The sequence below is a fragment of the Streptomyces sp. NRRL B-24572 genome (assembly GCF_002156145.1).
GTDB classification, from domain to species: domain Bacteria; phylum Actinomycetota; class Actinomycetes; order Streptomycetales; family Streptomycetaceae; genus Streptomyces; species Streptomyces vietnamensis.
Window position 1 is genome coordinate 1 of sequence record NZ_MWIG01000738.1, and the last position, 9,866, is coordinate 9,866.

General features: G+C 69.3%; 8 protein-coding genes and 1 pseudogene. 4 read left to right on the forward strand and 5 right to left on the reverse strand.

Translation table 11 applies throughout. From position 1 onward, the window contains the following. Positions 1-66: 66 nt before the first annotated feature. Both CCN56_RS34830 and CCN56_RS34835 read right to left on the reverse strand, forming a co-directional pair. Entirely contained in the window at positions 67-879 is an 813-nt protein-coding gene (locus CCN56_RS34830; RefSeq protein ID WP_086831794.1) for a VOC family protein, read from the reverse strand. Between the two features lie 939 nt (positions 880-1,818). Next, a pseudogene (locus tag CCN56_RS34835) lies at positions 1,819-1,977 on the reverse strand (pirin); the annotation flags it as partial. 530 nt (positions 1,978-2,507) lie between these two features. Here CCN56_RS34835 and CCN56_RS34840 point away from each other — a divergent pair. Next, a complete protein-coding gene (locus CCN56_RS34840; protein WP_086831798.1) occupies positions 2,508-3,791 on the forward strand; it encodes an MFS transporter in 1,284 nt (427 codons plus the stop codon). A gap of 7 nt (positions 3,792-3,798) precedes the next feature. On the opposite strand, the gene CCN56_RS34845 is transcribed toward CCN56_RS34840, so the two are convergent. Beyond that, complete coding sequence (locus CCN56_RS34845; protein ID WP_086831796.1) at positions 3,799-5,034, reverse strand: CdaR family transcriptional regulator; 1,236 nt, start codon at positions 5,032-5,034, stop codon at positions 3,799-3,801. Between the two features lie 51 nt (positions 5,035-5,085). Further along, positions 5,086-5,211 (reverse strand): hypothetical protein, encoded by a 126-nt coding sequence (locus tag CCN56_RS45175; RefSeq protein WP_256962335.1) that lies wholly within the window; start codon positions 5,209-5,211, stop codon positions 5,086-5,088. Between the two features lie 491 nt (positions 5,212-5,702). On the opposite strand from CCN56_RS45175, the gene CCN56_RS34850 reads away from it, so the two are divergent. Continuing rightward, on the forward strand, positions 5,703-6,311 hold the full coding sequence (locus CCN56_RS34850) for a helix-turn-helix transcriptional regulator (protein WP_086831797.1): 609 nt from the start codon (positions 5,703-5,705) through the stop codon (positions 6,309-6,311). On the opposite strand, the gene CCN56_RS34855 is transcribed toward CCN56_RS34850, so the two are convergent. Continuing rightward, positions 6,308-7,795, reverse strand: coding sequence for an APC family permease (locus tag CCN56_RS34855; RefSeq protein ID WP_086831799.1), 1,488 nt, complete (start codon positions 7,793-7,795; stop codon positions 6,308-6,310). The two genes, CCN56_RS34850 and CCN56_RS34855, sit on opposite strands and share 4 nt — an antisense overlap. A gap of 47 nt (positions 7,796-7,842) precedes the next feature. Between CCN56_RS34855 and CCN56_RS42755 the strand changes: the two genes are divergently transcribed. Together CCN56_RS42755 and CCN56_RS34860 are read left to right on the forward strand one after the other, a co-directional pair. Beyond that, positions 7,843-8,067, forward strand: coding sequence for a hypothetical protein (locus tag CCN56_RS42755; RefSeq protein WP_143664718.1), 225 nt, complete (start codon positions 7,843-7,845; stop codon positions 8,065-8,067). Positions 8,068-8,368: 301 nt separating this feature from the next. Next, positions 8,369-9,866, forward strand: a 1,498-nt coding sequence (locus CCN56_RS34860; protein WP_086831800.1) for an NAD(P)/FAD-dependent oxidoreductase, incomplete at its 3' end; no start/stop codon positions are given.

Below are 9,866 nucleotides of genomic sequence, written 5' to 3' on the forward strand. Positions count from 1 at the left end.
GCCTTCCTCGGCCTCGCCACCTGCCTCATCACCCACCGCCACGTCCAACGCCTTTGTTAGGACCTCTTAGCGGGCGGGAGGCCGCTGGGACCACGGCGCCGCCGTTGCCTGGTCGAGGGTGAACAGTGCGCCGTCCGGATCGCGTAGTGTCGCCTGCCCCTCCCCTGTCGGCCACGGGCCGTCCTGGACGATCGTGCCGCCGTTCTCCACCGCCGATGCGGTGGCCGCCTCCAGCGACGGGACCGTGAAGTGGACCAGCCAGCGGGGCCGCAGGTGCGGCTTGGGGGCGGCTTCCTCGACGGGCCCGCTGTCGAGTCGCGCCACGGCTTTGCCGTCGCGCCGGAGGACGACCCGGTCCTCCTCGTAGGAGACGTCGCAGCAGCCCACGCCCTCGGCCCCCCATTCGAGGACCTCTCCGTAGAAAAGGGCGGCGTCGAACGCGTCGCGGGTATGCAGCTCCAGCCACAACGGGGTCTGTTCGCCGACCCGCCAGTCGGACAGGACACGCCCCTCCCAGATCCCGAACGTCGCACCCTCGCGGTCGGCGACCAGAGCCGCCCGTCCGCTCGGCGGGTAGGGGACGGGGCCCACGCCGACCGTACCGCCGCGTTCCCGGACCCTCGCCACCGCGACGTCGGCGTCGTCGACCGCGAAGTACGGCGTCCAGGCGACGGGCACCGCGAACTCACCGGCAACGGCAGCGACCCCGGCCACCGGCGTGCCGTCCACCTCGGCGACGGAGAACACCCGACCCAGTGTGCCCCGCCGGAACGACCAGCCCAGAACTGTGCTGTAGAACCGTTCGGCGGCGCTCCGATCTCGCGCCGCGAGGCTCAGCCAGCAGGGTGCGCCGATCAGATCGGAGGTGACGAGGACCATGGGGTTGCTCTCCTTTCCCGGCCGGTGTACGCCACGGGCGGGCGGTACCTTCCGTCGCGCTGGACCCAGCCATCCACCAGAGGTCACCGCCCGCCCGAGAGCCTCTTGACGGGCGAAAGGAAGAGAACCACCTACCTGTATTGACCAGATGATTCTCATGATTTACCCCCCTCGGAAAAGCGGCAAGGCGGCCTCGTCGCCGCGGACCGTCAGGCCAGGCAGCGGTCCGGCGGGCTCCGGCTCGTGAGCCGGAAGCCGTCGTTCAGGCACCTGTTGGAGGCCAAGGGGCTGAGCGACTGCCTGTCCCTGTACAAGAGCCTGGCCCAGGCCGCCGGCCAGCCCGTGGGGACGAGAACCGGTCAGAAGTGATCAAGCATCCCGCCTCCCATCCTGAGAGGTCATCTCATGCGGCTGGGCCGGAGATCGACCTCGCCTCTTGATCGCGGACCGTCCCCGCGGGGGGCGCCCACGGCATCGGTGACCGGAGGACCGCCGCCACGCCCTTCTCGCCCTGCCGCAGGCCGAATCCCGGGAAAGGGCCGCGCCGGCCCGCCTCCGCCTGCCCGGCCCATGCCCGGATAGGACCTGCGCCATGACGGTCTGCCAGGACTTCCAGGCTCCCTCGCCCCCGAGCACTACTTCCCCGGCACGGGACAGATCACCATTCCCGCTGTTCAGGCGGACGTCTGGTCGCACCACCAGCAGACGGAGAAACCGCCGACCCCGCGCGACGCACCTGATGACTTATCAGTAAGATCGACAAAAGGTCGGCATCCAGCTGACCAGACCTGCTCCCACACGAGCACAGCATGGAAGCGAACCCGCTGACTAGGCGGCCATCGGGGGCTGCGATACGCCTCTCCCCAGCCGAGACGACAGCCCACGGGCGGAGCGGAGCATCCCCGCCCCTACATCGTCACACGACAGAAAAACACCAGGTCAGCACACCCTCCCCCGCGCCTTCAGCTGGGTCGCCGGAACCTCGGGCGCGTCCAGGCGGTCGCCGTCGTACCCCTTCACCTCGCCGAAGCGGGAGCCGGCCATCCAGTCCTCCCGCGCCTCGCGGATCTCCTCGTCCGTGCGGTCCACGAAGTTCCACCCGCACTTGGTTCGTCGATGTTTGCGCAGGTCAGAGGCGCTGCATTTCATCAAAGTCAGCAAAAGTCAGCATCAGAGTGCTTCCGGGAGGTCCGATCCGCCCGTAAATCACCGGCCGATCCCGGCCATAAACAGAGAACCAGCCGTCGCTCCTCCTCCGGCCCGGAAGCAGTCCCAGCCAGTCCCGCCGATGATGTCCGGCGTTCCCGAACGCCGCAGCCACGACTGTGTCAGGACCGGCACCCCCACATTCGGGTCGCTATGCGAGGCGCGCCTACGCCCGCGTGTCGCCCGTCGCCGCGCGGCGGTGCGCATCCTCACCGAGGCGGGGCCTGGGCCCGCGCCGGTAGTGCCGAGTGCACAAGACGGCGCGAACCAGGGTGCAGCGTGTCGTACCCAAGGGCAGTCCGGATCGCGACAGTGGAGCACCACCGTCGACCGACAAGGACAACGATATGCCGGAGTTGACGACCGCTCAGCGACGAGCACGCGGAGCGGCCGCCGTAGGCGTGGGCGCAGTCGCCACGGTCATGATCCGACGCAGCACCCGGAGGCGCGGCGAGTCGCCCGGTCGTCACGTACTCCCCGGGAGCGCGAACGAAGACGCACGAGCGGCCGCGACGACGGCCGCGCCGCGCGTCGAGCAGCACACGAAGAGCCGGTGGGTGGTCTTCCTCGCCTACGGCCTCCTGGCCGCCGCGTCCCAGGCGCTCTTCGTGACCTACGCGCCCGTGACGGAGGACGCCGCGCGGCACTTCGGCGTCTCCATCGGCGAGATCGGCTGGCTGTCCCAGGTCTTCCCGCTGGTCTACGTCCTCCTTGCCGTCCCCGCCGGCATCGCGCTCGACCGGTTCCTCCGTCCGGCCCTCGTGGTCGGCGCGGTGCTCACCGCGTCAGGGGCGTTCCTGAGACTGGTCGCCGACGACTTCACCTGGGCGTTCATCGGACAGGCCGTCGCCGCCGCGGGGCAGCCCTTCGTCCTGAACGCCATACCGGGTCTCGCCGTGGGCTACCTCGCCGAGAAGCACCGTGCCACCGGAATCGCCGCCGCCTCCTCCGCCACGTTCGCCGGCATGGTCCTGGGCTACCTGCTGGGCGCGTTCCTGCCCGGCGAGAGCCACATCCGCACCCTCACCCTCATCACCGCCCTGATCGCCATGGACGCCGGGCTGTGTCTCGTCGCGGCACTTCGCCTCCCGCCGCGGGCGCGCCCCGAGTCCGCACCCGCGACCAGTGGGCTCCGGGCCTTTCGCGCGGCACTCGGCAATCGCTACGTACGACGTCTGTGCGCGGTCGTCGCCATCCCGATGGGCACGTTCATCGCCCTCGCGACGTTCGTGCAACCGCTGTTGGCGCCGGCGGGAGTTTCGGAATCCACCGCCGGTCTGATCCTCGCGCTGACCATGATCGCCGGCGTGATCGGCTGCGCCGTCGTGCCCGTCTGGGCGGACCGACGCGGCCGCGAGGTCCAGGTCATGGGTGCCGCGATCGCTCTCACTGCCGGGGCCTGCCTCCATCTCGTCCTGGTCCCGAGCACGCCCATGGCCTTCCTCATGCTCCTCGGGACGGGCTTCGTGCTGCTGCCGGCTCTTCCCATCGTGCTCTCCCTGAGCGAGCGGCACGCACCCGAAGCCGAGAGCACGGCGGCCGGTCTCATCTGGATGGCGGGCAATCTGGGAGGAGTACTGCTGGCGGCGGCGGTCGGGCTGCTCGTCACCCGCCCCGCGATCGCGTTCGCGGTCCTGTCGGCCGCCACCCTGCTCGCTCTCCCGGCACTCCACTGGCTCAGGAGGCTCGACGCCACGGCCCCGTGAGGTGGGCTCAGCCGGGATCGGTCACAGCGATGTCGGGCGCGAGGTCCAGCAGCAGGAGCGCCGCCGCCACATGGGTCGGGTTGTGCTCCACCTTGACGGCCGAGAGCTCGTTGGCACGCGAGACCCGCCGCTCGACGGTGTTCCGGTGCGCGTAGAGGTGGGCGGCCGCGCGGGTGGTGTTGAAGCCGCACTGCACATAGGTGAGGAGTGCCTGCCGCAGTGCCGTGTCGGCTTCGGCCAACGGCCCGAGCGTGTTGATGACGAACCGACGTGCGCCGGCACGGTCCTTCGTGAGCGCGTCGATCAGCTCGACGTCGGCGTAGGCGGTGAAGCACCGGTCGGACCCGAGCCGGATGACCAGCGCCTGCGCCGCGAGGGCGTCCTGGTGGCTGGACCGGAACCCTTCGAGTCCACGTCCCGGCCTTCCCACCGCCACGCGGACCCGGTCGGTCGCCGCGAGGGCCTTCTCCACATGGTGGAGGTCCGGAACGACCTCCCCCGAGAGCCAGATCCACCGCGACGTGGCACTGGCGCGCGCCACCAGGGCGCTCCGGCCCCCGGCTGCGGAGCGCACGGCCGGGATCGCCTCGTCCAGGGCATCGGCCTGCTGAGGATCGTCGACCCACAGGACGAGGCCCACGTGCCACCGCCCCATCCGATGGCGCAGGCGTCCCTCGGCCAGGTCTTCCGCCATCGGTGCCCCGCTGGCGATCAGCTGGATCAGTGCGATCCCCTCGGCGTCCGTATTGCCCATCGCCGCGGCGAGGCCGGCTTCGCGCAGGGCCGCGACCGAGTCGAGGGCGTACTGCACCAGCGACTTCCCCGACACGTCCAGGACCCCCACGAGAAGGTCGGGGTCTGCGCAGTGCGCCACGCATTCCTCCAGCCATCGCCGCCAGCCGATCCCCAGTGCCACGCGCCAGGCGACGGCGAAGTCGGGCGCGATGCCGCGGGAGACGAGATCGTGGATGTAAGCCGTGGTCCTCGGGCCGACGTAGGGCTCCACCCGCCGCCCCGGTTGCTGGACGTTCGCGGTCAGCCATTGGACGAGATCGGAGCGGTTGAGCTCGCGGTCCTCCTCGACCAGCGAGGCGTCCGCGAGGAGGGCGGGATCGTTCTGGGCCACCAGAGAGGGCTCTGCGAAGGCGTCGATCAAGGCGTCCGTTTCCGTCAGCAGACGCTGGCACAGTGACCTGATCGCATCAGCGACCTCGCGGGAGGGCGGGGGCCACAGCTCTTCCATGTCTTAAGTGTCCCTCCGGTCCCGGGGAGCCGACGCTCCCGACATGCCGTGTCACTGACAGATGAAGGCGAGCAGCGCGTCCTGGCGCTGTGCGGGCGTCGTCCTGGACCGCGCCGTAAAGGCGGCCGTGGCGGACCGGAAAATGCCGTTGACGACGTCGTCGACGATGCGGGTCATGCTTCCTTCTTCGTGGGTGAGGCATGCCGGAGGCATACGGGGTTTCGGGCTCAGGGGATGGGCAGTTGACGCGACCGCCGTCCGGCGGCGAGGTCCTCCAGCGCCTGTGCGGCCCTCTTCGAGGAGAGCGTCCTCGTGGATCTTGATGGCGTCGCCGGCGGGGATCACGGCCTCTTCGGCCCATGAGGAGACGCCCTGGTGGTGCGACGGCGCATCGTATTCACCACCTCGAAGGGCGTGGCAGGGCCTCGGAGAACAACCGCGCGCATGGGGCTCCAAAAGTGGGGGCTGTTTAGTGTTGCTAAACCGGCGGCAGATTTACCACGCTGTCGGTGGCGCTGCAAGAGTTCCGGCGGCGTCGCCCCCCCTGAAGGGCACCGGCCACCCGTGACGCGCATGCCTTAGCCTCGTGTCACGGAGGGGCTCGTCCGAGTCGGCCTGTCACCCGATGGGCACACGACCTCGATCTCTGGACGGGCGGTGAGCACACGATGTCCATCGAAAACAGCGGGAGAGCAGGCGGGGCGGCCAAGAACTCCCCTGCCCTCGAAGCGTCCACAGGCGCGCAACTGAGGGCGATCAGGCTCAGCCGCGGGTTGTCGTTGACGGAAGTCGCGCATCGGGCGGATGTCACCAAGGGCTTCCTGAGTCAGTTGGAGCGTGGTCTCACCAACGTGTCCGTCCCGACGTTGTTGCGCGTCTGCGATGTGCTGCAGATCGGGGTCGGCGAGCTGTTCACCCACCCGGAGGAGCAGGTCGTGGAGAGCGGAAGCCGGATCGACATGGGCGGTGAAGGCGTGACCGAGTACCTGCTCACGCCTTCCGGCACCACGGCGTTCCAGGTCTTCCGCTCGGTGATCGAGCCGGGCGGGGGCACGGGTGGCCCCTATCGGCTCGACACCGCCATGATCTTCGCGATGGGGCTGAGCGGCTCGACCCGTCTGATCGTCGGGGGCGAGACCCGGATGCTGTCGGCAGGGGCGTCCACCTCGTTCTCCGGTCAGACGCTTCACCAGTTCGACAATCCGGGCACGACGGTCAGCGAGGTCCTGTGGGTCCTGTCGCCTCCACTGCCGCGCGTCACGCGAGGACCGGCCTAAACCACGTCTTTCGGACCTCGGCCGGAGGACACGACCTGGAGCCGCTCGTAGACGGCCGGTCGGGCCGATCGCAGGACGAGGGCCTGTACCGCGCCGACCACGGCCGAGAGGGCGACGAACCCGCCGATCACCCAGGCGCCCTCGGTGGTGCCGACGAGGAGCGGGAAGTTGGCGACGATCAGGTAGACCACCCAGGCCAGGCCGAGGAAGGCCACGGCCGGGGCCACGACCGCGCGCCACACCGACTGCCGCTCGCCGGCGCGCCGGAAGAAGCCGATCACCGCGAGGCTGGTGGCCGCCATCAGCAGGATGATGCCGAGGGTGGCGGCGCCGGAGAACCAGGCGTAGAGGTCCCCGATCGGGTCGAGGTCGAGCGCGACGACGACGAGCGTGGTGACGAACGCGACCGCCGAGGCGAGGGCCGAGGACGATGACGGCGCGCGGTGCCGGGGGTGGACGACGCCCAGCGACGCCGGAAGGGTGCCGGCCCGGGACAGCGAGAACTGGTAGCGCGTCACGACATTGTGGAAGGCCAGCACGCACGCGAACTGACTGGTGATCAGGAGCAGCTGCATCACGTCGGCCCAGACGGACCCGACGTAGCTCTGCGCCAGCTTGAGGACAAGGCCCTCGGGGTCGGCCTGCGCGGCCCCGGTCACGGAGTCGACTCCGACACCCACCACGACCGCCCACACGGTGAACGAGTAGAAGATCCCGATCACCAGGATCGCGACGTACGTCGCCCGCGGGACCGTGACGTCGGGGTCCTTGGCCTCGTTGCGGAACACGGCCGTCGCCTCGAAGCCGATGAACCCGAAGAAGGCGAACATCACGCCGAGGCCCGGGGATCCGTTCCCCACGATCGAAGGCGACAACGGCTCGGCCGTCAGGCCGTGGGCGCCGCCGTGTCCCACGATGCCGAGGTCCATGACCAGGAGCAGCAGGGATTCCAGCACCAGCACGACACCGAGCACCTTGGCGCTCAGCTCGATGTCGCGATAACCGAGGAAAGCGATGATGCCCAGCGAGACGAACGCCCACAACCACCATGGGGAGCCGACGTCGGCGTACCGCTCGATGACGTTGCTCGTCGCGACGCCGACGTAGGCGTTCACCCCGACGAGAAGCAGCGTGTAGGAGAAGAGCGCGAGGGTCGCGGCCGAGAGGCCGGGTATCCGGCCCAGCCCCGCCTGGACGTAGGCGTAGAAGGCGCCCGCGTCGCGTACCCGGCCGGCCATCAGCGTGAAGCCGACCGCGAAGACCAGCAGCATCACGGTGGACAGCGCGAAGTACAGCGGCATACCCGGGCTGCCGCTCACGGCGAAGGCGAGCGGCACCCCACCGGCCACCAGCCCGAGCGGCGCCGCCGCGGCGAGGACCATGAACACGATCTGCGGTATGCCGAGCCCGCGGTCGAGCAGGTCGTCCGATCCCGCTTCACCGCCGGGTGCTTCGACGTGCCCTGTCTTGGAGAGGTCGGTCATGTCGATCACCTTTCAGCTCACGGCCGGTGCCGGCTCGTCATGGTTGGATGGATCGTCCCGAGCGGGAGCCGGGCTGCTCGTCGTTCCCCCTCGCCGGTGATCCGGTGGTCGTCACCCGCGGCCGCCTCCAAGCCATGGCGACCGTCGACGTCTCCACGACAGCAAGCCGCCTCGACCTCCTCCGCGGTCAGACCGAGGCCGGGCTCCCACGACGCGATGCGTGCGGCTGTCGGCGGGTGCGCACGCTCCCGCACACCGAGTCGGTCCTGTGACCCATGACAACCGCCTGATCACCCCGAGTCACCCTGCCGGTCATCCCGGAGGGGGACCGCAACAAGATGTTTAGTGCTACTAAACCGCGGCGGCAAACCTCTATCACGCCGGTGAGAACCCCACAAGGCCGCCGGCAAGGCTGCTGCTCCCGGCCGTCGCCAACCGTAGGAGAGCAGCGGTGCGACCGGCCTGTGCACCGTGCACCGGACCCGGGCGAAGCAGGTGCTCACTGTCGTTCTCGCAGGCGGCCGTGGCTGGCGAAAGTGAATCCACCAGCCACATGAACAGCGAGGAAACGCCATGACAGCTGAGGTGTTGGACGCCGTCGAGGAGTTCGACGTGGTGATCATCGGAGCGGGAATCTCCGGGATCGGCGCGGCCGCCTATTTCAGCCGAGAGCTCATCGACAAGTCGCTCGTCGTGCTGGAGGCCCGCGACAACATCGGTGGCACCTGGGACCTCTTCCGCTATCCCGGCATCCGCTCGGACTCCGACCTCCACACCTTCGGCTACGAGTTCAAGCCGTGGCGCCACGAAGCCGCGATCGCCGACGCCCACCTCATCAAGGGGTACCTCCAGGAAGCGGTCGAGGAGAACGACCTGGAGCGCCGCATCAGGCTCCGCCACCGGGTCGTCGCCTCGGAGTGGTCCTCGGAGGACTCGAAGTGGACCCTCACCGTCCAGACGCCGGACCCCGCCACGGGCGAGACCCGGACCAAGGCGATCCGCGCGGGCTGGGTCTTCGCCGCCACCGGCTACTACCGGTACGACCAGGGGTTCTCCCCGGAGTTCCCGGGGCGCGACGACTTCGAGGGTCAGATCGTCCATCCGCAGCACTGGCCCGAGGACCTCGACTACAGCGGCAAGAAGGTCGTCGTCATCGGCAGCGGCGCGACCGCGATCACGCTGGTGCCGGCCATGGCCACCGGGGCGGGCGCCGCCCGGCACGTGACGATGCTGCAGCGCACCCCCACCTACGTCATGGCGCTCCCCCGCGTCGACAAGGTCGCCTTGGCCCTCACGAAGCTGCTCGGGGAAGAGCGCGGGTACGCCGTGACGCGGTTCAAGAACATCTGGACCGAACATGCCATCGTCAAGGGCCTGCGGACCTTCCCCAAGACCGGGCGAGCGCTGATCCGGCGCGAGAACATCAAGCGCCTTCCCAAGGGATTCGACGTCGACAAGCACTTCAACCCGCCGTACGACCCGTGGGACCAGCGGCTGTGCGTGGCGCCGAACGGCGACTTCTTCGACGCCATCAAGGAAGGAAAGGCCTCCGTCGTCACGGACGCCGTGGCGCGGTTCAGCAAGCGCGGAATCGTCCTGGCGTCGGGCGAGGAGCTGGAAGCCGACATCATCGTCACCGCGACGGGTCTGAACCTGCTGCTCTTCGACGGCATGCCCATCGTGGTCGACGGACGCAAGGTCGACATCGCGGACGCGCTCTGTTATCGCGGCATGCTGCTGAGCGGGATCCCGAACTGGGCGATGGCGATCGGTTACACCACCTCGTCCTGGACGCTCAAGGTGAGCCTGATGTGTCGCTACTTCATCGATCTGGTCAGGCACATGGACGCCCGCGGATACGACACGGTGGTTCCGATCGCACCGTCGGGAACGACGCGCAGGCCCGTCATGGACATCCAGGCCGGGTACGCCAAGCGCGGCGAGAAGCTCCTGCCCAAGCAGGGCCCCGAGAAGCCCTGGCGGATGGCGATGTCCTACCCCGAGGACGCCAAGGCCCTGCGCGGACCGGTGGCCGACGAGAACCTCCAGTTCGGCACCGGCCGGCCGGCCG